Source organism: Cupriavidus sp. CuC1, assembly GCF_044627735.1.
In the GTDB taxonomy this organism is placed as follows: Bacteria; Pseudomonadota; Gammaproteobacteria; order Burkholderiales; family Burkholderiaceae; genus Cupriavidus; species Cupriavidus ulmosensis.
Window position 1 is genome coordinate 1 of record NZ_JBIUHC010000007.1, and the last position, 26,047, is coordinate 26,047.

22 protein-coding genes are annotated in these 26,047 nt (G+C 66.1%); 18 read left to right on the forward strand and 4 right to left on the reverse strand.

Translation table 11 applies throughout. The annotated features are described in order from the left end of the window. Positions 1 to 219 precede the first annotated feature (219 nt). Positions 220 to 1,125 carry a MurR/RpiR family transcriptional regulator gene (locus ACGLHR_RS04450; protein ID WP_400092205.1) on the reverse strand — a complete coding sequence of 302 codons (906 nt, stop codon included), beginning with the start codon at positions 1,123 to 1,125 and terminating at the stop codon, positions 220 to 222. A 90-nt stretch (positions 1,126 to 1,215) separates the two neighbouring features. Here ACGLHR_RS04450 and ACGLHR_RS04455 point away from each other — a divergent pair, with 90 nt between their 5' ends. Then, positions 1,216 to 2,391 carry a M20 family metallopeptidase gene (locus tag ACGLHR_RS04455; RefSeq protein ID WP_400092207.1) on the forward strand — a complete coding sequence of 392 codons (1,176 nt, stop codon included), beginning with the start codon at positions 1,216 to 1,218 and terminating at the stop codon, positions 2,389 to 2,391. Between the two features lie 51 nt (positions 2,392 to 2,442). After that, positions 2,443 to 3,444: a Bug family tripartite tricarboxylate transporter substrate binding protein gene (locus ACGLHR_RS04460; protein WP_400092210.1), complete on the forward strand. Its 1,002-nt coding sequence runs from the start codon at positions 2,443 to 2,445 to the stop codon at positions 3,442 to 3,444. 1,063 nt (positions 3,445 to 4,507) lie between these two features. On the opposite strand, the gene ACGLHR_RS04465 is transcribed toward ACGLHR_RS04460, so the two are convergent. Continuing rightward, the gene (locus tag ACGLHR_RS04465) at positions 4,508 to 5,446 is read right to left on the reverse strand and encodes a LysR family transcriptional regulator (RefSeq protein WP_400092394.1); all 939 of its coding nucleotides are present in this window, start codon (positions 5,444 to 5,446) and stop codon (positions 4,508 to 4,510) included. Positions 5,447 to 5,760: 314 nt separating this feature from the next. Here ACGLHR_RS04465 and ACGLHR_RS04470 point away from each other — a divergent pair, with 314 nt between their 5' ends. Further along, complete coding sequence (locus tag ACGLHR_RS04470) at positions 5,761 to 6,501, forward strand: methyltransferase domain-containing protein (RefSeq protein ID WP_318235636.1); 741 nt, start codon at positions 5,761 to 5,763, stop codon at positions 6,499 to 6,501. A gap of 31 nt (positions 6,502 to 6,532) precedes the next feature. On the opposite strand, the gene ACGLHR_RS04475 is transcribed toward ACGLHR_RS04470, so the two are convergent. Continuing rightward, the gene (locus ACGLHR_RS04475; RefSeq protein ID WP_400092212.1) at positions 6,533 to 7,435 is read right to left on the reverse strand and encodes a dihydrodipicolinate synthase family protein; all 903 of its coding nucleotides are present in this window, start codon (positions 7,433 to 7,435) and stop codon (positions 6,533 to 6,535) included. 84 nt (positions 7,436 to 7,519) lie between these two features. Next, positions 7,520 to 8,299 (reverse strand): LamB/YcsF family protein, encoded by a 780-nt coding sequence (locus ACGLHR_RS04480; RefSeq protein ID WP_400092214.1) that lies wholly within the window; start codon positions 8,297 to 8,299, stop codon positions 7,520 to 7,522. A gap of 122 nt (positions 8,300 to 8,421) precedes the next feature. On the opposite strand from ACGLHR_RS04480, the gene ACGLHR_RS04485 reads away from it, so the two are divergent. The 15 genes from ACGLHR_RS04485 to ACGLHR_RS04555 all read left to right on the forward strand — a co-directional run bounded on the left by ACGLHR_RS04485 (position 8,422) and on the right by ACGLHR_RS04555 (position 26,009). Further along, positions 8,422 to 9,471 carry an ABC transporter substrate-binding protein gene (locus ACGLHR_RS04485; RefSeq protein ID WP_400092215.1) on the forward strand — a complete coding sequence of 350 codons (1,050 nt, stop codon included), beginning with the start codon at positions 8,422 to 8,424 and terminating at the stop codon, positions 9,469 to 9,471. A 27-nt stretch (positions 9,472 to 9,498) separates the two neighbouring features. After that, positions 9,499 to 11,205, forward strand: a complete 1,707-nt coding sequence (locus ACGLHR_RS04490) for an ABC transporter permease subunit (RefSeq protein ID WP_400092216.1) — start codon at positions 9,499 to 9,501, stop codon at positions 11,203 to 11,205. 2 nt (positions 11,206 to 11,207) lie between these two features. Then, positions 11,208 to 12,272 (forward strand): ABC transporter ATP-binding protein, encoded by a 1,065-nt coding sequence (locus ACGLHR_RS04495; RefSeq protein WP_400092217.1) that lies wholly within the window; start codon positions 11,208 to 11,210, stop codon positions 12,270 to 12,272. A gap of 49 nt (positions 12,273 to 12,321) precedes the next feature. Then, a complete protein-coding gene (locus tag ACGLHR_RS04500) occupies positions 12,322 to 13,044 on the forward strand; it encodes a GntR family transcriptional regulator (protein ID WP_318235630.1) in 723 nt (240 codons plus the stop codon). A 68-nt stretch (positions 13,045 to 13,112) separates the two neighbouring features. Further along, positions 13,113 to 14,066: a dihydrodipicolinate synthase family protein gene (locus ACGLHR_RS04505; protein WP_400092219.1), complete on the forward strand. Its 954-nt coding sequence runs from the start codon at positions 13,113 to 13,115 to the stop codon at positions 14,064 to 14,066. 16 nt (positions 14,067 to 14,082) lie between these two features. Continuing rightward, positions 14,083 to 15,546: an amidohydrolase family protein gene (locus tag ACGLHR_RS04510; protein ID WP_400092220.1), complete on the forward strand. Its 1,464-nt coding sequence runs from the start codon at positions 14,083 to 14,085 to the stop codon at positions 15,544 to 15,546. 119 nt (positions 15,547 to 15,665) lie between these two features. Then, positions 15,666 to 16,892: a pyridoxal phosphate-dependent aminotransferase gene (locus tag ACGLHR_RS04515; RefSeq protein ID WP_400092222.1), complete on the forward strand. Its 1,227-nt coding sequence runs from the start codon at positions 15,666 to 15,668 to the stop codon at positions 16,890 to 16,892. Beyond that, a complete protein-coding gene (gene pxpB / locus ACGLHR_RS04520; protein WP_400092223.1) occupies positions 16,889 to 17,671 on the forward strand; it encodes a 5-oxoprolinase subunit PxpB in 783 nt (260 codons plus the stop codon). The genes ACGLHR_RS04515 and pxpB overlap by 4 nt, the downstream gene beginning before the upstream one ends. Next, a complete protein-coding gene (locus ACGLHR_RS04525) occupies positions 17,668 to 18,672 on the forward strand; it encodes a biotin-dependent carboxyltransferase family protein (RefSeq protein ID WP_400092226.1) in 1,005 nt (334 codons plus the stop codon). Before pxpB ends, ACGLHR_RS04525 begins: the two co-directional genes overlap by 4 nt. 17 nt (positions 18,673 to 18,689) lie before the next feature. Continuing rightward, positions 18,690 to 19,442, forward strand: coding sequence for a LamB/YcsF family protein (locus tag ACGLHR_RS04530; RefSeq protein WP_400092228.1), 753 nt, complete (start codon positions 18,690 to 18,692; stop codon positions 19,440 to 19,442). 91 nt (positions 19,443 to 19,533) lie between these two features. Next, complete coding sequence (locus tag ACGLHR_RS04535) at positions 19,534 to 21,129, forward strand: ABC transporter substrate-binding protein (RefSeq protein ID WP_400092229.1); 1,596 nt, start codon at positions 19,534 to 19,536, stop codon at positions 21,127 to 21,129. Positions 21,130 to 21,207: 78 nt separating this feature from the next. Next, positions 21,208 to 22,194 carry an ABC transporter permease gene (locus tag ACGLHR_RS04540; protein WP_400092230.1) on the forward strand — a complete coding sequence of 329 codons (987 nt, stop codon included), beginning with the start codon at positions 21,208 to 21,210 and terminating at the stop codon, positions 22,192 to 22,194. Between the two features lie 10 nt (positions 22,195 to 22,204). Beyond that, entirely contained in the window at positions 22,205 to 23,041 is an 837-nt protein-coding gene (locus ACGLHR_RS04545) for an ABC transporter permease (RefSeq protein WP_400092231.1), read from the forward strand. A 2-nt stretch (positions 23,042 to 23,043) separates the two neighbouring features. Then, positions 23,044 to 24,750 carry an ABC transporter ATP-binding protein gene (locus ACGLHR_RS04550; RefSeq protein ID WP_400092233.1) on the forward strand — a complete coding sequence of 569 codons (1,707 nt, stop codon included), beginning with the start codon at positions 23,044 to 23,046 and terminating at the stop codon, positions 24,748 to 24,750. Further along, positions 24,747 to 26,009, forward strand: a complete 1,263-nt coding sequence (locus ACGLHR_RS04555; RefSeq protein WP_400092234.1) for a Zn-dependent hydrolase — start codon at positions 24,747 to 24,749, stop codon at positions 26,007 to 26,009. The genes ACGLHR_RS04550 and ACGLHR_RS04555 overlap by 4 nt, the downstream gene beginning before the upstream one ends. Positions 26,010 to 26,047 lie beyond the last annotated feature (38 nt).

Here is a 26,047-nt window from a genome sequence, read left to right on the forward strand (position 1 = left end):
TTACGAGTAAAGAAAAGTGACATCTCACACGTTCTAAAACGGCCAACACCGTACAGCCGCGACAGCAGCTAGAAGCAATAAAACACTGCCCACTCACCCTATTCTGCATCAGCAGCTAGAAGCATCAAAACCCCGCCCACAAGAGACATCCCCCGCGTCAGCGGGGCTACAAGCAGCAAAGTTGCCCCCAAATCCACGTCCCTAACCACGCGCACCACCCTATCCCCGCCGCAAGCCTTCAACAGGATCAGCTTCGAAGGCCTCCCACAGCGCATCACGCCGTTGCAGCGCCTTGATAACGGCCGGCCGCCGCAATTGCGCCACCGCCGAGACCAGCGCATTGCACAGGAAAAAAGCCGCCGTATAGGAATCAAAGGGCGAAGCATTGGCCGTGCGCACCAGCAGATGGTGATCCGATAGCGGCACCAGCGGCGCCGCCGGGCTATCGCAAATCGCGATCACATGCGCACCGCGCTCGCGGAAGGCGCGCGCGATACTCACCGGCGCGCTGGAATAGCGCCGGATGCTGAACGTGAGCAGCACATCCTCCGGTTCCACCCACAGCATGGCATCCGTGGCCGTCACCGCGCCGGCCCCCAGTTCCTGCACCTGCGGCCGGCACATGTTCAGATGCAACGCCAGCCATGCGCCCACCGGCGCGCTGTTTTTCTGCGCCAGCACGAACAGCCGGCCGCGCGGCTCGGCCAGCAGGCGCGCAATCGCCTCGAAGGCTGCCATGTCCAGCCCTTCGTGGGTGGCCGCCAGGTTGTGCTGGTCGTGCAGCAGCGCGTCGTCCACGCAGGCGCGCAGGGTGCGCTTGCCACCGATCGTGGCCGGCGCGCGCAGGCCGGCGGTGGGCAGGAGCGCCGTCACGCTGGCCCGTGCCTCGCGCTGGGCGTCGCCATAGCTGGCATAGCCCAGCTTGGCGAACAGGCGCACCACCGTGGAAGCGCTCGTGCCGTGCTGGGCAGCCAGCGCGGTGGCAGATTCCAGCAACGCATGGGGATAGTCGCGGCCCAGCGCATCGGCCAAGGTGCGCTCGCGGGCGGTCAGCGTGGCCGCCTCGCGCGCAAGGCGCTCGAGCAAGGTGGCGTCACGCGGGGGAGTCTCCTGGGAATTCTTCATGGTGTTGACACGTTGCAATGCGTATTGCATGATCATATCACTTTTGCAATGAACGATTCACTCCCACACAGTGGAAGGAGCAGGCGGGATATGGTGAACAACGCGGCGGATAGCGAGATGCTTGCCCAGGGCACGAGCACGGTGATCGATTGGCTGGGTGGCCAGCGGGCTGAAATGCAGGCGCTGCTGCAGCGCATTGTCGACATCGACAGCGGCAGCCGGCAGGAAGCCGGCGTGACGGCCGTGGCGGAAGTCCTGCGTGCACACCTGGAGGCCGCCGGCATTGCGGTCACGCTGCATGCCGTGCCCGGCTACGGCGTGTGCCTGGATGCGCTGGTGCCCGGCGCCGGCGATGGCGCGCCGATCCTGCTCATGGGTCATATGGACACCGTCTTCCCGGCCGGCACGGCGGCGCGCCGTCCCTTCCGCGTGGAGGACGGGCTTGCCTACGGGCCCGGCGTGGCCGACATGAAATCGGGCCTGGTGATGAATGTGTTCGTGGCCGAGGCCCTGGCGCGCTGCGGCGGCAACGCCTTGCCAGTGCGCCTTTTCTTTTCCTGCGACGAAGAAATCGGATCGTCCGCCACCCGCGAACGGATCATGGACGTGGCGCGCGGTGCGCGCGCCGTGTTCAACGCCGAGCCCGGCCGCGTCAGCGGCAACCTGGTGACCGGGCGCAAGGGGTCGATGGTGGTGGAATTCGAGGTAGAGGGCGTGGCCGCGCACGCGGGCGTCAACCATGCCCAGGGCGCCAGTGCCATTGACGCGCTCGCGCGCAAGATCCTGGCCCTGCATGCGCTGACCGACGCCGAGCAGGGCATCACCACCAATGTGGGCTGCGTGAAGGGCGGCATCGTGCCCAATATGGTGGCGCCGCTTGCGCAGGCCGAGCTCGACGTGCGCTTCACCGCCGACACGGACATCGATGCGCTGGTCGAGCAGGTGCGCGCCATCATCGAGGCCGAATCGCTGCCGCGTACCAAGGGCCGGATCACCGACATGCGCCGCACCCGGCCGATGACCCAGACGCCTGCGGACCTGCTGGCGCTGTACCAGCGCGGCGCACAGCAGCTGGGCTTCTCGGTAGAGGGCGAGTTCACCGGCGGCGCCGCCGACAGCGGGCTCACGTCCTCGGTAGGCACGCCCACGCTGTGTGGCACCGGCCCGGTGGGCGGCCATGCGCATACCGTGCGCGAGTACTGCGAGCTTGCCACTTTCGTGCCGCGCGCGCAGGCGGTGGCGCTGGCGGTCCTCGCACTGCGCTGAGCCGGGACACTTCGCCTGCATCCGATCGTTAACTACCTTCACCTCACTGCCATGCCGAACGTGCCATTCTCTCGCCGCCATTTCCTCCGTACCGCCCTTGGCGTAGCCGCGCTCGCGTGTGCCGCACCGCTGGCCGCGCAAGCACAGGGCGCCTATCCCTCGCGTCCCATCACGCTGGTGGTGCCCTTTCCGCCCGGTGGTTCGGTGGACATCATGGCCCGCCAGTACTCGGAGCCGCTCTCACGCATCCTCGGCGTGCCGGTGGTCGTCGACAACCGCCCGGGCGCCGGCGGCTCGGTCGCCACGCAATCGGTGGCGCGCAGCAAGCCCGATGGCTATACGCTGGTGGTCTCCTCCCAGAGCAGCCACCTGGCCAACCCGCTGACCCAGCCGAAGCTGGGCTACGACCCGATCAAGGATTTCGAGAACATCGCCATCCTGGGCCGCCAGCCCAACGCCCTGGTGGTGCATTCGAGCCTGCCGGTGCGTACCTTCGCGGAGTTCCTGGCCTACGCGAAGAAGAACCCGGGCAAGCTCGACTACGGCAGCGGCGGGGTTGGCAGCATGGGCCAGCTGAATGTGGAAATGCTCAAGGCCAGCACCGGCATCTACGCCACGCACATCCCCTATCGCGGGGGCACGCACCTGATCACGGCCGTGCTGAGCAATGAGGTCCAGTTCATCCTCGACAACCTGCTCATCATGCTGCCCTACATCAAGGAAGGAAAGGTGCGTGCGCTGGCGGTGGCTTCCGAGCAGCGCCTGCCGCAGCTGCCTGACGTGCCGACCTTGGCTGAGCTGGGCTATCCGCAGCTAAACCTGAGCTCCTGGACGGGCATTGCAGCGCCTGCCGGCACGCCCGAGCCGGTGGTGCAAAAGCTCTACCAGGCGGTGCGCCAGGCCGCCAGCGACCCCGCCATGCAGACGGCGCTGCGCGCGCGCGGCGTGTTCCCGCCCGAGGAGATGGCGCCGGCCGCCTTCGAGCGGATGATGGCCGACCGGATGGTGCGCTACGGCGAAGTGGTCCGCAAGGCCAAGATCTCCGCGGATTGAGTGCGCGGGACTAGTGTCTCTTTAGGGCGGGGTTTTGATGCTTCTAGCTGCTGATGCAGAATAGCGTGAGTTGGCGATGTTTTAGCGCTTCTAGCTGCTGATGCAGAATAGCGTGAGTTGGCGATGTTTTAGCGCTTCTAGCTGCTGATGCAGAATAGCGTGAGTGGGGCAGTGTTTTAGCGCTTCTAGCTGCTGTCGCGGCTGTACGGTGTTGGCCGATTTAGAACGTGTGAGATGTCACTTTTCTTTACTCGTAAAGAAAAGTAACCAAAAGAAAGCGATCCTTGCAGGAGGCTGGCGTGGCGTCATTGGGAATCCCAATGGTTTCGTCGTCAGGCCCCGGGTTTTAATTAACTCGTGCCGTTACCGGTTTAGATCACCACGACCCTGCCAATGCCCAGAGATTCGTGGTGGTCCCCCCGGTAGCGGTCACCACTTGCTTCAAGCCGTCTGTCGCTCGCGGCGCGGGCGGCCACGAAGTTGCAGGCGTCCCGTTTTCGTGGTGGGCGCGGTGGCACCGAGGAATAAATCCGATGGCATCACCACCGCGCCCACCCCACCACGAAACCATCACGGTGTGATATATCGTGGCGCTTTGCGCCGGTACCGGCAGATGGGTGAATAGGCAAGGATGCCGCTACCGGGGGCCTCACCACGAAACCAGCGTCATTAACAGGATCGTGGCCATTTAAACCGGTAACGGCACGAGTGAATTAAAACCCGGGGCCTGACGACGAAACCATTGGGGTCCCCAATGACGCCACGCCAGCCTCCTGCAAGGATCGCTTTCTTTTGGTTACTTTTCTTTACGAGTAAAGAAAAGTGACATCTCACACGTTCTAAATCGGCCAACACCGTACAGCCGCGCCAGCAGCTAGAAGCGCTAAAACACCGCCAACTCACGCTATTCTGCATCAGCAGCTAGAAGCATGAAAACCCCGCCCAGCAAGCGCCAAAACCCACGTCAGCGGGCCACAAGCAATACACATCGCACACTTCCCCCAACCCACAATTCCTCCTCCAAGCTCAACAGCCTTCGCGAACGAGTCAGCGGAACGGGACACTAGGGCTTGACGGTGGCCGGCCCGCCCTTCTCACTCATGCCACCCGTTGCAGTCGCCCCGCCCGCGCGCAGCATGTCGATGACGAGCTGCATGGCGGGCGTGGGCGGGCGGCTCTTGCGCAGCACCAGCCCGTAAGGCGCGAGCCGGCCGTGCAAGGCGACCGGCAGCGTGGCGAGCATGTTCAAGTCCTCGTAGTAACGGGCCACCGAAGTGGGCAACACCGCCAGCATGTCGGACTCGCGCAGCACCGACAGCGTGGTGAGGATCGACGAGGTCTCCACGGTGCTCACCGGCGGCGGCACGCGGTTCTCGCGGAAGGTCTGGTCGATGATCTGGCGCATCGGGCTGGGATGCGGCTGGATGATCCACGCGTACTCCGTCAGCGCGGCCAGCTTCAGCTTGCCGCGCTCCGCCGCCGGATGCCCCACGCGGGTGACGATCGACAGCGCCTCTTCCCCCAGCGTCTCGAACGACAACTCCTGCGCCGGCCAGCCGTCGGGAATGCGGCCCAGCACGATATCGATCTGGTCCTGCTGCAGCGCGTGCACCAGCACGTCGCTGGTATCGATCTGCACGATGATGTGCAAGCGCGGATGCGCTTGCTTGAGCTTGACGATCACGTGGGTGAGCAGGTCCGGCGCCGGCGCCATCACCGCGCCCACGCGCACCTTGCCCACGTCGCCGGCCTGGATCGCGACGAGTTCCTCGCGCAGTTCATCCATGTCGGCAAAGACCACCCGGGCGTAACGCATCACCGCCTTGCCCGACACCGTCGGGTCCAGCCCACGCGCGTGGCGCGTAAAAAGCGATACGCCGAGCACGTCTTCCAGTTCCTGCAAGGACTTGGTGGCGGCCGGCTGGGTCAGGGCCAGCCCTTCGGCCGCCTGGCGCAGCGAGGGCGACTCCGATAGCGCCAGCATCAGTTGCAGGTGCCGCATGCGCAGGCGCTTGCGGATGGATGCGCTGGATGGGATGGTCACCGCGATAATCTCCGAGAATAGGCGGATGGCAATATCCGCTTTTTTGCTTATCGCGGATTCTCGCACAGGGCGGGCGGCAGCCAGAACGATTTGCCGCGCCAGGCGCCTGCCGCACTTCCCGCAGCCTGCCGCGCCGGGCCCAAGGCGCGTTCGGGGCTGTTTCGCTGCATTTCAACGCATTTGACGTCAGATTCCGGTCGTGCCGAGGGCATTTCGGGCATACTGGACGACTCCCTCCTATTGCGAAGCCGCCGTTGTGGCTTCCCCCCTCGATGCCCGGCTACCAAACCAAGCAAGAGAGCATCGCCGTGACGGGCGTCGCCGACCTGGTCATTCGCTCGTTGCTGGACAAACAGCAGTACTCCGATCCCCTCGGCGAGGCCGAACGCATGGGCATTTCTTCCGCCATGTGGCCGCTGTTCGGGCTGCTGTGGCCGTCCGGCGCGCACCTGGCAGCGCGCATGGCGCTGCGGCCGGTGGACGCCACCGAGCGGGTGCTGGAAATCGGCTGCGGGCTGGGGCTGGCCAGCCTGGTGGGGCACCGCCGGGGCGCCGATGTGACCGCCAGCGACTGCCATCCGATGGCCGCCGCCTTCCTTGCGGAGAACGTACGCTTGAATGGCCTGGCGCCGATGAAGTACCGGCACGGGCACTGGAGCGCCGCGGAACATGAGCACGACGCCCCCGAAGGCGCCAGCCTGGCCCCCGCCGACGTCCACGGACACTTCGACCTGATCATCGGCAGCGACCTGCTCTATGAGCGCGACGCCAACGCCAACCTCGCCCACTTTATCGGGCGCCACGCCAGCCCCACGGTCGAGATCTGGATCATCGATCCCGACCGCGGCAACCGGCCCGCCTTCAACCGGCAGATGGCCGAGCAGGGTTTCGCGATGCGCGAGGAAAAACTCGACCGCGTGGCCGCGCCCGGCATCGATGCCTACAAGGGCCGCCTTCTGGTCTACCGCTGGGCCATGGCACTGCCGCCGACGCCTGGCCTGCCCCTGCAGTAGGTCCGCAACGCCCCGCACAAGGTTCCGATAGTCACGCCTCTCGCACACCACTGGCGTCCAGCGCTTCGCGCACGGCTTCAATCCCGTCGGCATCGAGGTCGCGCAGCGGATGCCGCACATGGCCACCGCGCCAGCCGCGCAGATTCATGGCAGCCTTGGTGGACTGAGGCTGGCCCAGTCTGCGGGCGACCTCCCGCATCGGGTACCAGCGGCGGTGCAGGCCGCCGGCGTCCGTGGCGTTGCCAATGCGCACCGCATCGTAGGTAGCCTTGACCAACTCAGGCAGCGCGCAACTGTTGGTCGAGCTGACGCCGTCGAAACCGAGCACCAGGGGCCCAAGCATGACGAGGTCGGAAGCGGCCAGTACGCGAATGCGGCCGCTGACGCGCCCGACAAGCTGATCGACCGTGGTCGGATTGAGATCCCCCTGCTTGAGTGCGACCACTTGCGGCACATCGCACAGGCGCTCAATCAGCGGCACCGATAGCGTGATACCGACGCCCGGCGCGTTATAGATCATCACGCCGGTCCTGGACAGCGGTGCCACCTCTTCAAAAAACCCCACGATCTGGTTATCGGTGACTTCCGACACGAACGGCGGCATCAGCATGGGCAATCCGCCCAGTTCGCCAGCCAGCGAGGTCAGCGCCTTCACCACGCGAACGTCGGCATGCGCGGTGCATAGCAGCACGGGCACGCGATCGTTCACCACGTCCATGGCGTGGCGGAAGAGCGCTGCGCGCTCGGCGGTATCCATGGCCGGGAATTCGCCGTAGGTGCCGCCAATCAGGAGGCCGTCGTAGCCCAGGCCCAGCATGCGCTCGATGTTCTCCGTCAGCGCAGGGAAGTCCAGGCTGCCATCCGCCGCGAAGGGCGTCACTGCGATATTGAACAGGCCGCGGGCGCGGGCCAGCGATTCATCTTGAGATTTCATAATGCCTCGGGTCAACCTTGTTACGTTTGCGGTGGGGAAAAGGTAAGCGGGCCGAGCTGGGAATCGGCTGGAATACGAACAGGATCAGAAATCGAGCTGGCTAATCGGGCGAATGCGCACGCCATCGCCTTCCAGCGCAGCGCGCACCGCCCTGGCAATGGCAACCCCCTGCGGATTGTCGCCATGCACGCAGATGGTGTGGACCCGCATGTCGACCTTGCGGCCGCCAACCGTATGAATCGCCTGCTCCCGAACCATCTGCAAGGCACGCGCGGCCGCAACGGCCGGGTCGTGAATGACCGCGCCCGGCTGGTTCCGCGGCAGCGTCAGGCCGTTGTCGCCATAGAGCCGGTCAGCAAAGACCTCGCAGGCCATGCGGATGCCGCCGCGCCGCGCCGCACGCTCGGTTTCATTGTGCGGCGTGCAGACCAGCACGAGATCCCGGTCAAGGGCGCGCATGGCGCCGATGAGTGCGTCGGATAGCTCAGGGCTTTCGAAGGCCATCGTGGCGAGGGCGCCATGGAGCTTGACGTGCGTCACGCGATGGCCCACGGCCTGCGCCATCCCCTGCAGCGCGGCAATCTGGTAGATCAGCATCTTCTCGATGCCGGCGGGACTGTCCCCGACGATCTTGCGCCGGCCAAAACCGTACAGATCGTTAAAGCCAGGGTGCGCACCAACATCGACGCCTCGCGACAGTGCCTGGGCCGCGGTCTGGTGCATGACGACGGGATCGCCGCCATGAAAGCCGCAGGCCACGTTGGCCGACGTGACGATGGCCAGCATGGCGCCGTCGTCCCCTATTTCATAAGGGCCGAAGCTCTCGCCCAGGTCTGAATTCAGATCGACTTCCTGCACTTTCATTCTCCGAAACGCCACTCGGCGCCGCTTGGTATACCACTGGCACGCAAAATGCATGCCATTTGCCGGGCAGCAGAATCCTGATGGCCGCATCCCCAAAATCGGGCGTTTCAACTGGAGAAAGCATGACAAGCAAGTTGCAGAAAATGGTTAGTACCGTGGCGGCTGCCGCGGCCTTGCTGGCAGGTGCAGCCCACGCAGCGGAGCTGAACTTCGCGAGCTGGGGCGGCGCCTACCAGGGCGCGATCCGCGAGGCCTGGTTGAAACCGTTCGCCAAGGACTCCGGGGTCAAGGTAACGGAAGACACCGATCCGCAAGTCGCGAAGATCCGCGCCATGATCGACACCAAGACGGTGAACTGGGATGTGGTGACGGAGAACAGCGCGCGCCTTACGCGCGGCATCAAGCTGGGTGTGTTCGAGAAGATCACGCCCGAGATGGTGGACCAGAAGCACGTGATCCGCGGCGCGCGCAATGACTATGGCGTGCCGTCCGAGATTTTCTCGACCGTGGTGGGCTTTTCGTCCAAGACGTTCCCCACCGGCAAGCCCCAGCCATCCACCTTCGCGGATTTCTGGGACGTGGCGAAATTCCCGGGCAAGCGCACGCTGCAGGACGATCCGGCCACCGTCATCGAGGCCGCGCTGATCGCCGACGGCGTTGCGCCCGCCGACGTCTACAAGGTGCTCGCCACGCCCGCTGGCGTGGACCGCGCCATGAAGCAGATCGAGAAGATCAAGCCAAGCGTCGCCATGTGGTGGAAGAACGGCGCCGAACCGGTCAACGCGCTAGGCAGCGGCGAGGTCGTCATGGCGCTGGGCTGGAACGGCCGCTTCCAGGCCGGCATCGATTCCGGGCTGCCGATCCAGATGGGTTGGGGCAACGCGGTGGCGCAGGTTGGCTACTTCGCCCTGGTCAAGGGTGCGCCTCATCGCGACGAAGCCCTGAAGCTGCTGAACTACATCATCCAGCCGAAGAACCAGGCCGAATTCAGCAAGCACATCGCCTACGGCCCAACCACCGAAGCCGCCCTTGCCCTGATCGACGAGGCCCGAAAGCAGCGCCTGCCTTCCACGCCCGAACGGCTGAAGAGCGCGTTGTTCCTCGATTCCGAGTTCTGGGAAAAGCAGGGGCCGGCCATCGTCGAGCGCTACAACCAGATCCGCGCACGTTGATTCGTACCGCCGCGAGGTAACTGCATCATGACAGGCACCGCCCTTCCCCTTCCTCCTGCCGCGACCGCACCCGCCGCGAGGCAGGCACGCCGCCGCCCGAGCCGCGCGGCGGTGCTCGCTGCCTTGCCGTTGCTGCTCTTCCTGCTGTGCTTCTTTGTCGGGCCCATCGCGGGCCTGCTCAAGGAAGGCTTCTATCAGGACGGCGTGGCCACGCTGGCCAACTACCGCCACCTGATCGACACGCCCATCTACCGGATCGTGCTGGGCAACACGTTCACCATCGCCGCGGCGGTGACGCTGTCCTGCGTGCTGATGAGCTACCCGCTCGCCTACCTGATGGCCAGCGTGCGGCCCAATGTGGCCAGGCTGCTGTTCTTCGCGGTGCTGCTGCCGTTCTGGTCGAGCGCGCTGGTGCGCACCTCTGCCTGGATCGCGCTGCTGGGCAAGAACGGGCCGCTCAACGCCCTCCTGACCGGCAGCGGCATTCTCGACCAGCCGATGGCCTTCCTCTACAACTTCACCGGCGTGATGATCGGCATGACCCATGTGCTGATGCCCTTCGTGGTGCTGCCGCTCTATGCCTCGTTCCGCTCGCTGGACCACACCCTGGTGCAGGCAGCGCAGAGTCTCGGCGCGGGATCGGTGAGCATCTTCAGCCGCGTGGTGCTGCCGCTGACCAGCCCCGGGGTGGTGGCGGGGGGCATCATCGTCTTCATGAATGCGGTGGGCTACTACATCACGCCCTCGCTCATGGGTGGCCCGGCCCAGCGCATGGTGGCCGAGCTGATTTCCTACAACATCACCGAGGAGCTGAACTGGGGCCTGGCCGCGGCGTTGGCCGCCGTGCTGCTGCTCACCGTGCTGGCGTCGCTGTGGCTCTTCAATCGCCTGTTCGGCCTGGACAAGCTGATCGCCGGTTCGGCCGGCAAGGGCAGCAGCACGGCGGGCACGGGGCGCACCCCGGGCGGGCGGCTCGCCGTGGCCGCCGGCATCGCCTGCGCCGTGTTCCTGGTGTTGCCGATCGTCATCGTGATCCCGATGAGCTTCGGCACCACCGATTTCCCGGTGTTCCCGCCGCCGCAGTATGGGCTGCGCTGGTACGCCAGCTTCTTCGACGACGCCAAATGGCTCGATGCCCTCTGGTCGAGCCTGCGCGTGGGCGCGACCGTCACGGTGCTAGCCACCCTGCTTGGCACCGCCGCGGCGCTGGGCGTGCACAAGATGGCGTCGGCACGCAAGGGCTGGCTCGATGCCCTGTTCGTCGTGCCGATGTCGGTGCCGGCGATCATCACCGCGGTGTCGCTCTACTACCTGCTGGCACCGCTAGGCTGGGTGGCCAACTCGCTGGCCATCGTCATCGGCCACACCGTGCTGGCCACGCCCTACGTCTACATCACGGTGCGCGCCGCGCTGCGCAGTTTCGATCCCAGCCTGGAACTGGCGGCGCTGAGCCTGGGCGCCTCGTGGCCGGCCATGTTCCGGCTGGTGATGCTGCCGGCGCTGCTGCCCAGCCTCGTCGGCGGCGCGGTGTTCGCCTTCGTGACCTCGTTTGACGATGTCGTGATGGCGCTGTTCCTCACCACCATCCGTAACCGCACCCTGCCCAAGCTGATGTATGAGGGCCTGGCGCACGATTTCGATCCAACGGTGATCTCCGCGTCCTGCGTGCTGATTGCCGCCACCGCGCTCATCCTGATGACCAACCAGTTGCTGGGAAAGAAGAAAGGAGCATGACGATGCAAGCCACCCTCTCGCCAACCGCGCCCCCGCCTTTTGCGGCGCCGCCGGTGCTGCAGCTCTCCGAGCGCCCCGAGGCCCAGGGCAAGGACATCTCGGTGCGCGCCGTGCGCAAGTCCTATGGCAGCGCGCTCGCGCTGCCGGATGTCTCGCTATCGGTGGCACGCGGCGAATTCTGTACCCTGCTTGGCGCCTCGGGCTCGGGCAAGACCACGCTGCTGAAGATCATCGCCGGCTTCGAAGCGCCCGACACCGGCAGCGTGCATATCGCCGGCCGCGACGTCACCCACACGCCGATCGCCGAACGCAATATCGGCATGGTGTTCCAGAACTACGCGCTGTTCCCCCATATGTCGGTGTTCGAGAACGTGGCCTTTGCGCTGCGCATGCGACGCCTCAACCACGACGACATCAAGCGGCGCGTCGGCGAAGCGCTCGAACTGGTGAGCCTGCAGGCCCTGGCAGCGCGCCTGCCGCGCGAGCTCTCGGGCGGGCAGCAGCAGCGCGTCGCGCTGGCCCGCGCGCTGGTCTTCATGCCGGACGTGCTGCTGATGGACGAACCGCTTGGCGCGCTTGACAAGAACCTGCGGCAGGCGATCCAGCTGCAGCTCAAGAAGCTGCACCACGACCTCGGCCTGACGGTGGTCTTCGTCACCCACGACCAGGAGGAAGCCATGAACCTGTCGGACCGCATCGTCATCCTGGACCAGGGCCGCATCGTGCAAGCGGGCGCGCCCGCGGCACTGTACCGCTCGCCCGACACGCCGTTCGTCGCGGGCTTCCTCGGCGAATGCAACTTTCTCGAAGAACCCGCCCGCGTGCTCGGCATCAGGCCGGAGAACGTGCGCGTTGGCGCGCAGCTTGGCGCGTCGGACGTACGGCACGAGGGCCGCGTGGTGGCGTCGACCTTCTGCGGGCTGCACTGGAAGGTATTCATCGCCTGGCGGGACACAACCATCGTTGCCTATGCGGCTGCCGGCGTCGCCGGTAGCGATCACGAGCCCGGGCGGCTCGTGGCCTGGGGGTTCAACCCCGGCGACGCCATGGCGTTCGCCACCCAATGAAGGCCGGTGGGCACCAGCAGCGCGACACGATATTCACTACCGCACCAACATGAAAACACTGACAAAGATCGAGACCGACCACGGCGCTACCGCAAGCGAGCCGGAAGACATCGCGCTGATCCCAACCACGCCCGCCGGGGACATCCCGGACCTGGCGGGCGATGCCTACAACACGCTGCTTGAGATGATCCAGCTGGGCCGCCTGCGCACCGAGATGCCGCTGCAGGAGCGCGCGCTGGCGGCAACGCTGGGCATCTCGCGCACGCCGCTGCGCGAAGCCATGAGCCGGCTCATCGGCGGCGGCTTTGCCGTGCGCACGCCGCGCGGGCAGCTCATGATCAAGGAGCCCACCCTGCGCCAGTACCTGGAGATCCTGCAAATGCGGGGCCTGCTGGAAAGCGAAGCAGCCGCCCAGGCCGCGACCCGGATGGACCCCAAGCATGCGCAATACGTCATCGCCCAGGTGGAAGCGCATCTGCTGGCGCGCAACACCACCAAGGACGAGAACCACAGGATCGATAACCTGCTGCACGACACCGTCGCCACGGCCAGCGGCAACCAGATGCTGGCGCAGACGATCCATGACCTGCGCATCAAGGCCAGATGCTTCGACCAGAACGGCGCACCCGAGCGTTTCGAGCCCTGCGCACGCGAGCATATCGCCATCCTGCAGGCCATTGCCGAGCGCAACCCCGATGCGGCGCGCGCCGCCATGAGCCTGCACCTCGCCAACGCACGCGCTGGCCTGGTAGCGCGCCATACAAACTTGTGACTTCGTGTGTCCATCAACGCGTCGATCAATACGTCCATCAACACGTCCATCAACCAGCAGATTCATCCATGACAAGTACATCGCGCATTGACGAAAGCGCAAAGGGCGTCTTCATCATCTCCGCGACCCCCTTCACGGAACAGGGGGCGCTCGACCTGGAGAGCACCGACAGCCTGGTCGATTTCTACCTCGGCAAGAAGGTCTCTGGCATGACCATCCTCGGCATGATGGGCGAAGCGCCCAAGCTGTCGGAGGAGGAGTCCATGATCTTCGTGCGCCGCGTCCTCGAGCGGGTCGATGGCCGGGTGCCGGTGATCGTCGGGGTGAGCCACGCGTCGAATCAGCATGTGGAGCGCCTGGCGAAGACCTCGATGGCACTCGGCGCGGCCGGGGTCATGCTGGCGCCAGTGGCAAACCTCAGGACCGACCACCAGGTCTATGGCTATTACGCCGCCATTGCGCGCCTGCTTGGCCCGGACGTACCGATCTGCCTGCAGGATTTCCCCCAGGCCACCGGCGTCTACACCTCGGTCGACACCGTTCTGCGGATGGTGCGGGAATTCCCGCAGGTGGTGATGTTCAAGCACGAGGAGCTGCCCGGCCTGCGCAAGCTCTCGCAGATCCGTGCCGGGAGCGAGGCGCAAGGCCTGCGCCGCATCAGCATCCTGGCCGGCAATGGCGGTCTGTTCCTGCCCCAGGAGATGCTGCGGGGCGCGGACGGCGCGATGACCGGCTTCGCCTACCCTGAGATGCTGGTCCAGGTCTGCGACCTTTTCGCCCAGGGTAAGGCCGCTGAAGCCGAAGACCTGTTCAACCTGTACCTGCCGCTGCTGCGCCATGAGTTCCAGTACGGCATCGGCCTGGCACTGCGCAAGGAAACCCTGCGCCGGCGCGGCGCGATTGCCAGTGCCGCGGTGCGCAAGCCCGGGCCGGTGCTGGATGCAACTGACCTTGCGGAGCTGGAGCGGCTGATTGGCCGCCTGGAAGCGAGTTTGGCGAGCACCGGCCAGGCTGGTCACTGACGCCCGGGGAAACAGCATGACTTTCGACTTCTGCATCAGCGGCGCATCGATCGTGGACGGCAGCGGCAGACCCGCCTTCGTTGGCGACGTTGGCGTAAAGGACGGGAAGATCGCCGCCGTGGGCGAGCTTGCCCACGCCAGCGCGGTGGAACGCATCGATGGCCGTGGCCGGGTTGTCGCGCCGGGCTTCATCGACGTCCATACGCACGACGACCGCGCCCTGCTGATGCCGGGCGCGATGACGGCAAAGCTGTCCCAGGGCGTGACAACCGTCGTCACCGGCAACTGCGGACTCAGCCTGGCGCCTGCGCGGCCGGGAACCGCCATACCGCCTCCGCTGGACCTGATCGCCACGCCGGAATGGCTCCGCTTTCCGGCCTTCGGCGACTACCTCCGCGCCCTGGATGCGAGCGGGACCGCGGTCAACGCCGTCTGCCTTGTGGGCCACCTGACGTTGCGGGCCAGCGTCATGGACAACCTGGAACGCCCGGCCACCCCGGCCGAATGCGATGCCATGCAGCGCCTGCTGGCCGACGCGCTCGATGCAGGTGCCTGGGGCATGTCCACCGGCACCTTCTATCCGCCCGCGCGGCTTGCCACCACCGACGAGATCGTCGCGGTAGGCGAGCCCCTGCGGGCCCATGGCGCGCTCTATGCCACCCATATGCGCAACGAAGCCGAGAAAATCATCGATGCGCTGGATGAAACCTTCGAGATAGGCAGGCGGCTTGGCGTACGCGTACTGATCTCGCACCACAAGCTGGCGGGCATCGCCAATCACGGGCGCTCCGCCGAGACGCTGAAGCACATCGCAGCCGCGATGCAAACGCAGCCGGTATCGCTTGATTGCTACCCCTACAACGCGTCTTCCACCGTACTGCGGCCGGAGTTCGTGGCGCGCGCCGCCGCCGTGATGGTCAGCTGGTCCACGCCGCATCCGGAGCATGCCGGCAGGCTGCTCGCCGATATCGCGCGCGCGATGGGCTGCGACGATGAACAAGCCGCCGCACGCCTGGCACCGGCCGGCGCCGTCTACTTCATGATGGACGAGGCCGACGTGCGCCGCATCCTCGCCTTCCCCAAGGCCATGATCGGCTCGGACGGCATGCCGCACGACGAGCATCCCCACCCGCGCCTGTGGGGGACGTTTCCCCGTGTGCTGGGCCACTACTCGCGCGAGGAACGGCTTTTCCCGCTGGTAACGGCAATCCACAAGATGAGCGGCCTCACCGCCCGCGAGCTCGGCATCGCCGAGCGCGGCCATATCGCCGTCGGCCAGGCGGCCGATCTTGTGCTGTTCGACCCCGACACGGTCGGGGATCGCGCGACCTTCGCCAAGCCGGCCACGCTATCGGCGGGTATCGAGAGCGTCTGGGTCAACGGACGGCTGGCTTTCGCAAAAGGAGAAGTGCGCGACGATCGCGCAGGACGTGTATTGACCAGGACACCCAGGACACCATCACAGGCCGTGCAAGCGTAGCGTATTGCTTGCACTCCATTGGCATACCAATGGCACACAAGCCTCATATCAACCACCAACGCAATGCCATGGGCGATCGACCGATGCCCATGGGCGCGTACAGGAAAGCAGCGCAAGCCATGTCTGTTCTTAGCTTAGATACCCGCCTGGCGGCCCGCCTGAGCGCCGCGCGGCCGTCGGCCACGGGTGCGGTTGCCGAAGCCGCCCGCCTCATGGTGGCGCAAGGCCGCGCAGTCATCAGCCTGGCCGAGGGGGAACTCGACTTCGATACGCCCGCGCACATCCGGCAGGCTGCCGTCGCCGGCATCATGGACGGGCATACGCGCTACACAAACGTGGCAGGCACGCCCCAACTCAGGGCCGCGATCGTGCGCAAGTTCGTGCGTGACAATGCCCTGCACTACGACGAGAGCGAGGTCATTGCCGCGACGGGCGCAAAGCAGATTCTCTTCAATGCCTTGCTGGCCACCGTCAACGACGGGGACGAGGCCATTGTCGTGGCGCCCTACTGGGTGTCCTACTCCGAGATGGTGCGCATTGCCGGGGGCACGCCGGTGGTGGTGACGCCGGCGGCCGAAGACGGCTTCAAGCTGACGCCGGACGCACTCGCCGCCGCCATCACGCCCAGGACACGCTGGCTGATGCTGAACTCGCCCTGCAACCCTTCCGGATCGCTCTACTCCGCCGACGAACTGTGTGGGCTGGCGGACGTGCTGCGCGCGCATCCCCGCGTGCTGGTGATGTCCGACGACATCTACGAAAAGATCGTGTTCGAAGGCGAGTTCTTCTCCTTCGCGCAGGCGGCACCGGACATGAAGGCGCGCACGCTCACCATCAATGGCGTCTCCAAGGCGTACGCCATGACGGGGTGGCGGCTGGGCTATGCCGGCGGCCCGCTGTGGCTGGTCAAAGCGCTGGAGATGTTGCAATCCCAAAGCACCAGCAACCCCAGCTCGGTTAGCCAGGCCGCCGCCATCGCCGCGCTCGACGGGCCGCAGGATTTCCTGGAGGAATGGATGGTGCGCCTGCGCTGGCGCCGGGACCTTGCCATCGATCTGCTCTCGGGGGCGGCACCGCTGTTGACCATGCGCACGCCACCCGCGGCCTTCTACCTCTATGCGGATTGCAGCAGGACGATTGGCATGCGCACGCCGGGCGGCAACCTCATCGAAAGCGACCTCGACCTGGCGCGCTACCTGCTGGAGGAAGCGGGTGTCGCGGTCGTGCCTGGCACGGCATTCGGCCTGGCGCCGTACCAGCGGTTTGCCTATGCGGTTTCCGATGACCGGCTGCGCATGGCATGCGAGCAGATCGTCCGGGCCTGCTGCAGGCTGTCCAGGCCATGAAAGCAGCAGACATGGATGCACCGGCGCATACCGGGAGCGCAGCGCAGCCCGGGCCTGCGCACCAGCACCTGCGCGACGGATGGCTCATCGAGCCCGCCGGCGACCGCTGCCTGTTGATCCGCCTCGGCAACCGGGTCGATGCCGAAGTCAGCCAGACCGTGCACGCGGTGACGGCATGGCTGTCCAGCCGCGCCCTGCCCGGGGTCATCGACGTGGTGCCCGCGTTCACCACGGTGGCCGTCCACTACCTGCCCGCGCAGTTGCCACGCGGCAAGGGCTCCGCCTCCCAGTCCCTGAGCGCGGCCATAGACCGGCTCCTGTCACAAGGCGTGCCCAGGATCGCCGGCTCCGGGCGCCTGGTGGAAATTCCCGTGTGCTACGGCGGCGAGTACGGCCCCGACCTGGACGGCGTCGCGCACAAATGCGGAATCTCCGCCAGTGAGGTCATCCGCCTGCATACCGCTGCGCCCCTCGTCCTCTATACGTTCTTCTTCGCGCCAGGCACCCCGTTCGCCGGACCGCTGGATACCAGGCTACAGGTGCCACGGCGCGCAGTGCCGCGCACCCGTGTGCCGGCCGGGTCCGTGGCGATCGCCAACGGGATCTCCTCCATCTACCCGACTGAATCCCCCGGCGGGTGGAACCTCATCGGCCGTACGCCTTGGACCTTGTTCGACATCCGCAAGAGCCCGCCGACGCGCCTGCAGATCGGCGACCGCTTGCAATTCATGCCGATCACGCCGCGCGAGTTCGAAGCGCTGCTGGAGCCGCACCAATGAACCATATGCTGGTTGACAAGCCCGGGGTGTTTTCCCTCCTCCAGGACACGGGGCGCAACGGCTACCAGCGCTATGGCGTACCGGTCAATGGGCCGATGGACGAGTGGGCGCACCGCGTCGCCAATGCCCTGGTAGGCAATGGCGAGGAGGCCGCTACCCTCGAGTGCACGCTGAAGGGGCCCAGCGTCAGCTTCTCCCGCAACACCCTGATCGCCCTGAGCGGCGCGGATATGCGGGTCACCGCGGGCGGCGCGCAGATACCGATGCACTGTGCCGTCATGCTGCGCCACGGCGTACGCCTGGAGTTCGGCGAGCGCAGGTCGGGTGCCCGCTCGTATCTCGCGGTGCGGGGTGGATTCGATGCCCCGCTCGTGCTGGGCAGCCGCAGCACCTACGTGCGCGGCAGCTTCGGCGGCTTCGAAGGCCGCGCGTTGCGCCGCGGCGACCGGGTGCCGGTGGCATCGCCAAGGAGGGAAGTTCTCGAACTCGAACGCATGATGATCCAGAGTGGCATGCCCTTCGTCGCCGCAGCGGCGCCGGACACCACACCACCGCCATCCGCCACGCAGGCGCTGCGCTTCGTACCTGGCCCGCAGTGGCAGTCCTTCACCAGCCAGGCGCAGCGCGACTTCGAATCCGAGTGCTTCCGGGTTTCAGCGCAATCCGACCGCATGGGCTACCGGCTGGAAGGCCCCGAGCTGAGGTTGGAGCAGCCACTGGAAATGATCTCCGAAGTCGTGACCTTCGGCACCGTCCAAGTGCCACCGGGCGGTAGTCCCATCGTGCTGATGGCCGACCGCCAGAGCGCCGGCGGCTATCCGAAGCTGGCCTATGTCGCCAGTGCCGACCTGCCCTCGCTGGCGCAGGCCCTGCCAGGCGATGCGCTGCGCTTCCAGGCCATCACCCAAGCCGAGGCAGAGGCACTCTGCCTGGAAGTCGAAGATCGCTTTGCCCGCGTCAGGGTGCTGGCCGCAAAGGCGCTCGGCCTCCCCGTCCAATAACGCAAAAGGAATCCATCATGCCGTTCATCGATATCAACTGCGATATGGGCGAGAGCTTCGGGCCCTGGGTCATGGGCAACGACCGCGCGATCCTGCAGCATGTCACCTCCGCCAACATTGCCTGCGGATTCCATGCCGGGGATCCGGACACGATGCTCGAGACGGTCCGCGCTGCCGCGGCCGCCGGCGTGGCGGTTGGCGCGCATCCGGGACTCCCCGATCTGCAGGGCTTCGGCCGCCGCGCCATGGCCATGACGCCAGGCGAGGTCTATGCCCTCATCGTCTATCAGGTGGGGGCCATGCTGGGCGTCACCCGCGCGGTAGGGGTCCCCCTGCACCACGTGAAGACACACGGCGCGCTCTACAACATGACCGCGCGCGACCCGGCGCTTGCCCAGGCGGTAGCGCAGGCCGTGCACGACATCGATCCCAAGCTGATGGTCTACGTCGCCAACGCCAACATGGCGAGCGCCGCCCGCGCGATGGGCCTGCGCGTGGCCTTCGAGGTCTATGCGGACCGCAGCTACCAGGACGACGGCACGCTGACGCCGCGCTCCGAGCCGCGCGCGATGATCGAAGACGTGGCGGAATCGATCGCGCAGGTCAAGCGCATGGTGACCGATGGCAGCGTGATCTCGCTCGCAGGCAAGACCGTTCCCATCGCAGCCGACACGCTCTGCATCCATGGCGACCAGCCCGGCGCGGCGGTGTTCGCGGCGCGTATCCGCGCCGCGCTCGATGCCGATGGCATCGGCGTGCGGCCCGTCTGACGTATTCCGCCACCGACGCACGAAGCGCTCACGAAACGCTCACGCAACGCGCCCCATTCCGACCGACCCTCCCCAAACCAAGGTGATCCTCATGTCTTCCAAGCTGACTCCGCCCTCCAAGCGCATGCTCAACCTCGCAGCGTGCGCCGTTGCGCTGGCGCTCGGCACGCTCGCCGGCACCGACGCGCATGCGCAGACGCGCGGCGGCACGTTGCGCGCGATCGCGCAGCCCGAGCCACCGACGCTCATGCTTGGCCTCAATCAGCAAACGCCCACCCAATACGTGGCGGGCAAGATCTACGAGAGCCTGCTGACGTGGACGCCGGACATGAAGCCGAAACCGGGCCTGGCCAGGTCGTGGACCATTTCGCCCGACGGCAAGGTCTACACGTTCGAGTTGCAGCCGAACGTCAAGTGGCACGATGGCAAGCCGTTCTCGGCAGACGACGTCGTGTTCTCGGTCGACAAGTTCCTGCGCACGGTGCACCCGCGCGCGCGGGTCATCATCGAGCAGTTCGTGGACACCGTGAAGGCGCTCGGCCCAAACAAGGTGCAGATCACGCTCAAGGCGCCGTTTGCTCCGTTTCTGAAGGCCTTCGTCAGCGACAACATGCCGATCGTGCCCAAGCACATCTATGACGGCACCGACTATGCCAAGAACCCGGCCAACCAGACGCCAATCGGCACCGGCCCGTTCAAGTTCAAGGAGTGGAAGAAAGGCGCGTACATCATCCTCACGCGCAACCCGGATTACTGGCAGGCCGGCAAGCCTTACCTGGACGAGATCGTCTTCAACGTGATTCCCGATGCGGCCTCGCGCGCGGTGGCTTTCGAGCGCGGCGACGTTCAGGTGGTGAGTGCCGGTGACGTGGACAACGTGGAGGTGAAACGTCTCAAGGCGCTGCCGGGCGTGCAATACACGACGAAGGGCTGGGAGATGTTCTCCAAGCTGGCCTATATCCAGATGAACCAGCGCAAGCCGCCCTTCGACAACGTCAAGGTGCGCCAGGCTGTCATGGAGGCCATCAACCGCAAGTTCGTCGTGAACAACATCTTCTTCGGTCTGGGCAAGGTCGCCACCGGTCCGATTTCTTCCACTACGCCGTTCTACGATGCCAACGTTCCGGCCTACAACTTCGAACTGAAGAAAGCGCGTGCGCTGATCAAGGAGTCGGGTGTCGACCCCGCGAAGACGCCGATCAAGATCCTGTCGTATCCCTACGGCGCGACCTGGGACCGGCTTGGCGAGTACACGCGCCAGAGCCTCGAGCAGCTCGGCTTCAAGGTCGAGATGGAGTCGGCCGATGCGGGCACGTGGGCCAAGCGCGTCTCGGATTTCGATTTCGACCTGACCTTCAGCTTCACGTCGCAATATGGCGATCCGGCGCTGGGCGTCTCGCGTCTTTACCTGGCCCGCAACATGATCAAGGGCTCCGCATTCGTCAACAACCAGGGATACCGGAACGACGCGGTTGACGCGATGTGGGACAAGGCTGCCGCCGCAACGTCCAACGACGAGCGCCAGAAGCTGTACTCCAGCATCCAGAAGACACTCGTGGAGGAGGTGGCGAACGGGTACCTGTTCGAGATGGAAATCCCGACGCTCTACAACGCAAAGGTGCACAACCTGATCCAGACGGCGATCGGTCTTAATGACACGTTCGCCGATGCCTACATCGACAAGTAAGCACCCGTGCGCGGCGATGCGCCGGGCAAGTTGTACGGCGCATCGTTCCCCCTCGTTAACTTTCTTGGAATCTTTTCCGTGGATAAGGCACTGTCAGTGTTCGCGCGGCTCGGCAAGGCAGCCCTGGTCGTGCTGGGCGTCGTCGTCATCAACTTCCTGCTGATCCGCCTGGCACCCGGCGATCCGGCCGCCGTGCTGGCGGGAGAATCGGGGGCATCGGACCCCACCTACGTGGCACAGCTACGGCAAGAGTTCGGCCTCGACAAACCGGTCTATGTCCAACTGGCGAGCTACCTGAACGGCGTGGCGCACCTCGACCTGGGCTACTCGTACCGGGAACGCCTGCCGGTGCTCGACATCATCCTCGATCGCCTGCCCGCCACGCTGCTGCTGATGTCGTGCGCGTTTGTCTTCGCGCTTGTGTTCGGCGTGCTGTTCGGCGTGGTGGCCTCGCGCAGCCGCTATCAGGGCAAGCACCCATGGCTCGACAGCGTGCTGATGACGGGGTCGTTGCTGATCTACGCCACGCCGCAGTTCTGGCTGGCGCTGCTGGCCATCCTCTTCTTTTCGCTGCACCTCGGCTGGCTGCCGCCCTACGGCATGGAGACAGTCGGCGGCACTTTGACCGGCTGGGCGCGTGTGCGCGACGTTGCGCATCACCTTGTGCTGCCTACCGCGTCGCTCGGCTGCTTTTTCATGGCGGTCTACGCGCGGCTGACGCGCGCCTCCATGCTCGAAGTGCTTGGCATGGACTTCATCAAGACGGCACGCGCCAAGGGCGTTTCCGTGGGCGGGACCATCCGCCACCACGCGCTGCGCAATGCGTTGCTGCCGGTGGTGACGTTCGCGGGGATCCAGCTGGGGCAGATGGCTGGCGGCGCAGTGCTTACCGAGACCGTATTCGGATGGCCCGGCATCGGACGGCTGATGTTCGATGCGCTGCTCCAGCGCGACTATCAATTGCTGCTCGGCGTGTTCCTGGTGACGTCGACGATGGTGGTGGTCTTCAACCTGCTCACCGATCTCGCCTACCGGCTGATCGATCCACGCATCCAGCAAGCCTGAGGAGCCTCACATGTCCTTCCTGAAACGATTCGTCGCCAACCGCGGCGCGGCCGCCGGCCTCGCGCTGCTGCTGCTGGTGATACTGACGGGCATCCTTGCCTCGACGCTCTATGCAGATCCGCCGTGGATGATGGTGGCGCAGCCGCTGCTCGGCCCGTTCGCCGACGCAGCGTACCCGCTGGGCACCGATATGCTGGGCCGCGATATCGCGGCAGGCCTCGCCTATGGTGCGCGGGTGTCATTGATGATCGGCGTGATCTCCACGCTGGTGGCCGTCCTGATCGGCATCGTGGTGGGTGCCCTGGCGGGCTACCACGGCGGCCGCGTGGACGACGCCCTGATGCGGGGAACGGAGTTCTTCCAGACCATTCCGCAGCTGGCCATGGCACTCGTCCTGGTGGCGATCTTCAAGCCGTCGCTGTACTCGATCGTCGGGGCCATCTCCATGGTGTCGTGGCCACCGGTGGCGCGCCTGGTGCGATCCGAGTTCATGACGCTAAAGCAGCGGGAATTCGTGCAGGCCGCCATCGTGATCGGCCAGAAGCCGGCCCGGATCATTTTCACCCAGATCCTGCCCAATGCCGCGTCGCCGGTCATCGTGACGGCCTCGCTGATGACCGCGACGGCCATACTGACCGAATCGGCGTTGTCTTTCCTTGGGCTGGGCGACCGCAACCTGATGAGCTGGGGCTTCATGATCGGCGCCGCGCGCACGATGCTGCGCGAAGCGCCGTGGATGAGCCTCTGGCCCGGCCTCGCCATCATGGTGACGGTGCTGGCCATCAACCTGATCGGCGAGGGGCTCAACGACGCCCTCAACCCTCAACTGCGCAAACGGGGAGCATAACCGTGGCCATTGGCAATCCAGACCGGGGCACCGCCCTGCTCTCCATCCGCGGACTAAGTATCCCGCTTCCGGCAGGCGGCGACCGTGAATACGCGGTGCGCGATGTGTCGTTCGACATCCGCGCCGGCGAGATTGTTTGCATCGTCGGCGAATCAGGATCGGGCAAATCGATGAGCGCCAACGCCATCATGGGCTTGCTGCCCGGCTATCTGCATGCGCAGCAGGGGCAGATCCTGCTGCACGGCAAGGATCTGCTGGGCGTGGACGAGACGACGCTGCGCGGCATGCGCGGCAAGGACATGGCGATGATCTTCCAGGAGCCGCTGTCTGCGCTCAACCCGCTGCAGCCGGTGGGAGAGCAGATCGACGAGGTCATGCGCGTCCATGGCGCCTATCCCGGTCCGGCACGCGAGGCCCGTGTGCTGGAACTGCTCGACTTCGTCGGCTTGCCGGATCCGGCGGGTCTGTTCCATGCCTGGCCGTTCAGTCTTTCGGGTGGCCAGCGCCAGCGCGTGATGATCGCGATGGCGCTCGCGCTGGAGCCGGCGCTGCTGATCGCCGACGAGCCCACCACGGCGCTGGACGTCACCACGCAGGCGCAGATCCTCGCGCTGATCGCCCGCATCCAGCGTGAGAAGGGCATGGGCGTCATGTTCGTGACGCACGATTTTGGCGTCGTGGCCGATATCGCCGATCGTGTCGTCGTGATGGAGAAGGGCCTGCTGGTCGAGGAGGGTACGGCCGACCAGGTGCTGAACCGGCCCCGCCATCCCTACACGCAACGGCTGATCGCCAGCGTGCCGTCGCACCGGCCGGGCGATCGCGAAGGCAATGACCCGGCCGACGCAGCGAGCGGATATCCACTGCTGCGCGTCGAAGCGCTGCGCAAGACCTACGTCAGTCCGGGCGGGCTGTTCAAACGCAAGCGCGTGGTGGAAGCCGTCAAGGACGTGAGCTTCTCGGTCCGCGCCGGCAAGACGCTGGGTATCGTCGGCGAGTCGGGTTCCGGCAAGTCCACGATCGGCAAATGCCTGCTCAAGCTGACCGGAACCGACGGCGGCGGGATGTATTTCGATGGGCGCGACATCGCCCCGTTGAGCGAGCGGGAGTTCCGGCCGTTACGCCGCCACATCCAGATGATCTTCCAGGACCCGTTCGCCTCGCTCAATCCGCGCCATACGGTCGGGCGCATCCTCTGCGATGGTCCGCTCGCGTGCGGCGTGTCCCGGGAACAGGCGCTGGCGAGGGCGCGCGAGCTGTTGCAGCTCGTCGAGCTCGATGCCTCGGCATTTGACCGCTATCCGAGCCAGTTCTCCGGCGGCCAGCGCCAGCGCATCGGCATCGCGCGGGCGCTGGCGATGGAGCCGCGGCTGATCGTCGCCGACGAATCGGTGTCTGCGCTCGATGTCTCCGTGCAGGCGCAGGTGCTGCGGCTGCTTCGCGACGTGCAACGGCGCCTTGGCATCGCGCTGGTCTTCATTACCCACGATCTGCGCGTGGCGGCGCAGATTTGCGATGCGGTGCTGGTCATGCACCGGGGCACCGTGGTCGAACAGGGCAGCCCTGCCCAGATATTCGAGACGCCCCGGCATGCCTACACGCGCCAGCTCATCGACGCGATGCCGGGGCGTGACTGGGATCCGTCGCTTGCCAGGCAGGCGGCCGCGCGGGCCGAGGCGCAGGCAGACGCGATGGAGACCATCCGATGACCATCGCCGAACCGGATCTCGCCCTCGCCACCGCGCTGTTCGACCGCTTGCGCGAACAGGGTTTCGACGGCGTTGGCGTCACGCGAGACAGCTACGGCGCGGGCGAGCAGCGGGCGCACCAGCTTGTCGCCGACGCCGCCTGCGCGCTCGAACTGGAGGTGGCGACCGATGCGGCGCTCAATCTCTATCTGACATTGCCGGGCACGGATCGCGGCGCCGCAGCGGTCATGACGGGTTCGCATCTTGACTCGGTGCCGCGCGGCGGCAATTTCGACGGCGCCGCCGGGGTCGTCGCCGGTCTCGCCGTGCTGGCTGGCTGGCGCAAGGCGGGCTTTGCGCCGCGTCGCGACGTCACCGTGGCCGCAATCCGCGCCGAGGAGAGCGCTTGGTTTCCGGTCTCTTATGCCGGGAGCAAGGCCGCCTTTGGACTGCTGGAGCCGCAGGCGCTCGACAGTGTGCGTGCCGACACCGGCCGCAGCCTGGCCGACCATCTGCGTGAAGCGGGCGGGCGGCCGGACGAGGTCCGCGCGGGCCAGGCACATCTGCGCGCCGAGCGCATCGATTGTTTTGTCGAACTCCATATCGAGCAGGGACCGGTGCTGCTGGAGACGGGCGACGTCGTCGGCATCGTCACCGGCATCTGCGGCAGCCAGCGCTACCGGCATGCCCGCGTGCAGGGGGCCTATGCGCATTCCGGCGCGACGCCGCGCAGCCACCGGCAAGATGCCGTGGTAGCAACCGCGGCGCTGATCCACGCGCTGCAACAGGACTGGATCGCGCTGGAGGCGCAGGGGCATGAACTCACGCTGACGTTCGGCCGCTGCATGACCGACCCGAAGCAGGCCGATTTCAGCAAGGTCGCCGGCCTGGTCGAGTTCAGTGTCGACATGCGTTCCCGCTGCCGCGCCACGCTCGACCTGATGGATGCGCGGGTACATGCCGCCGCGGCAGGCATCGGCACGCAGTACCGGGTGCAGGTCGATCTCGGCGCCGCGTCGGCCAGTGCCGCGGCGCAGATGGACCCGTCGCTCCAGCACGCCCTGCTCTGTTCGGCGAGCCTGGGCGGCGTACGCGCGCGCGCCATGCCCAGCGGCGCGGGACATGACGCGGCGCTGTTTGCCGGCCAGGGCATACCGGCTGCGATGATCTTCGTGCGCAATGCCCATGGCAGCCACAACCCCAACGAGTCGATGGACCTCGCCGACTTCGCTGTCGCCACGCGGCTGCTGGCCGGCACGTTGGCAGCGCGCGCAGGCTAGGATGCCTGCAGCACGACCCGCATCGCAGTTCACAACTC

Coding starts and splice junctions, on each gene's coding strand:
- ACGLHR_RS04530 (WP_400092228.1), top strand. CDS start 18,690: ATGCCGTTCATCGATATCAACTGCGATATGGGCGAGAGCTTCGGGCCC.
- ACGLHR_RS04465 (WP_400092394.1), bottom strand. CDS start 5,446: ATGCGGCACCTGCAACTGATGCTGGCGCTATCGGAGTCGCCCTCGCTG.
- ACGLHR_RS04450 (WP_400092205.1), bottom strand. CDS start 1,125: ATGAAGAATTCCCAGGAGACTCCCCCGCGTGACGCCACCTTGCTCGAG.
- ACGLHR_RS04490 (WP_400092216.1), top strand. CDS start 9,499: ATGACAGGCACCGCCCTTCCCCTTCCTCCTGCCGCGACCGCACCCGCC.
- ACGLHR_RS04545 (WP_400092231.1), top strand. CDS start 22,205: ATGTCCTTCCTGAAACGATTCGTCGCCAACCGCGGCGCGGCCGCCGGC.
- ACGLHR_RS04505 (WP_400092219.1), top strand. CDS start 13,113: ATGACAAGTACATCGCGCATTGACGAAAGCGCAAAGGGCGTCTTCATC.
- ACGLHR_RS04455 (WP_400092207.1), top strand. CDS start 1,216: ATGGTGAACAACGCGGCGGATAGCGAGATGCTTGCCCAGGGCACGAGC.
- ACGLHR_RS04460 (WP_400092210.1), top strand. CDS start 2,443: ATGCCGAACGTGCCATTCTCTCGCCGCCATTTCCTCCGTACCGCCCTT.
- ACGLHR_RS04515 (WP_400092222.1), top strand. CDS start 15,666: ATGTCTGTTCTTAGCTTAGATACCCGCCTGGCGGCCCGCCTGAGCGCC.
- ACGLHR_RS04525 (WP_400092226.1), top strand. CDS start 17,668: ATGAACCATATGCTGGTTGACAAGCCCGGGGTGTTTTCCCTCCTCCAG.
- ACGLHR_RS04495 (WP_400092217.1), top strand. CDS start 11,208: ATGCAAGCCACCCTCTCGCCAACCGCGCCCCCGCCTTTTGCGGCGCCG.
- ACGLHR_RS04510 (WP_400092220.1), top strand. CDS start 14,083: ATGACTTTCGACTTCTGCATCAGCGGCGCATCGATCGTGGACGGCAGC.
- ACGLHR_RS04485 (WP_400092215.1), top strand. CDS start 8,422: ATGACAAGCAAGTTGCAGAAAATGGTTAGTACCGTGGCGGCTGCCGCG.
- ACGLHR_RS04480 (WP_400092214.1), bottom strand. CDS start 8,299: ATGAAAGTGCAGGAAGTCGATCTGAATTCAGACCTGGGCGAGAGCTTC.
- ACGLHR_RS04475 (WP_400092212.1), bottom strand. CDS start 7,435: ATGAAATCTCAAGATGAATCGCTGGCCCGCGCCCGCGGCCTGTTCAAT.
- ACGLHR_RS04500 (WP_318235630.1), top strand. CDS start 12,322: ATGAAAACACTGACAAAGATCGAGACCGACCACGGCGCTACCGCAAGC.
- ACGLHR_RS04470 (WP_318235636.1), top strand. CDS start 5,761: ATGCCCGGCTACCAAACCAAGCAAGAGAGCATCGCCGTGACGGGCGTC.
- pxpB (WP_400092223.1), top strand. CDS start 16,889: ATGAAAGCAGCAGACATGGATGCACCGGCGCATACCGGGAGCGCAGCG.
- ACGLHR_RS04555 (WP_400092234.1), top strand. CDS start 24,747: ATGACCATCGCCGAACCGGATCTCGCCCTCGCCACCGCGCTGTTCGAC.
- ACGLHR_RS04535 (WP_400092229.1), top strand. CDS start 19,534: ATGTCTTCCAAGCTGACTCCGCCCTCCAAGCGCATGCTCAACCTCGCA.